This window comes from Microbacterium sp. BF1 (assembly GCF_019279095.1).
In the GTDB taxonomy this organism is placed as follows: Bacteria; Actinomycetota; Actinomycetes; order Actinomycetales; family Microbacteriaceae; genus Microbacterium; species Microbacterium maritypicum.
Map to the genome: position 1 here is coordinate 1 of NZ_JAGYWT010000807.1, position 665 is coordinate 665.

The window sequence follows — 665 nt, forward strand, 5'->3', positions numbered from 1 at the left end:
ACACCGTCCTCGCCGATCAGCCCCGGCACCGCCGACTGCACCGCGTCGATGATCGCCTGCCACGCGACCGGGTTCCCGGCGAGCCAGAGTGCAGCGATCGAGAAGCCCAGCAGCACGCCGGCGAACACGCTGAAGAGCGCGCGGTACGTGACGCTGTCGGCGAGCATGGGGCCGCGGCGTTCGATGTACAGCAGCGCAGCGCGCACCGGGCGACGTGCGAGCGCCCAGGCGATCAGCGGCCCGGTGATGCGCGCGATGAGACCCGGACGCGCCGGGGAGTCTGTTCGTGTTTCGCTGTTCGTCACGACCCCACCCTAAGAGGCGACGATGACAGGATGCAGGGGCTTGACGCCGCGCGTCGCCGTGACGAAGGTGGCGGGGCCGGTGCCCTAGAATCGGGTCAACCTCGATGTGCGCGCCCTGCCCGAGATCCTTCCCACGATTGGTGATCAGTGCTTCTCCCTGCCGATTCGCTCGCTCCGGAATGGCTTGCCGTCCCTGAAGACGCGAACGATCTCGCCGACGGCGTCTGGCCGGCCTCCGCGACGCGCGACGCCGATGGTGCGATCGATATCGCGGGCGTCAGCGCCACCACGCTCGCCCGCACCTACGGCACCCCGCTGCTCGTGCTCGACGAGGACGAGGTGCGCGGCCGTGCGCGGCGG

General features: G+C 70.2%; 2 pseudogenes. One reads left to right on the forward strand and one right to left on the reverse strand.

Annotation, left to right across the window (positions count from 1 at the left end):
- Window positions 1-257, reverse strand: a pseudogene (locus KZA10_RS16920) (YihY/virulence factor BrkB family protein); the annotation flags it as partial.
- Between the two features lie 195 nt (window positions 258-452).
- Between KZA10_RS16920 and KZA10_RS16925 the strand changes: the two are divergent.
- Window positions 453-665 (forward strand): annotated as a pseudogene (locus KZA10_RS16925) (diaminopimelate decarboxylase); the annotation flags it as partial.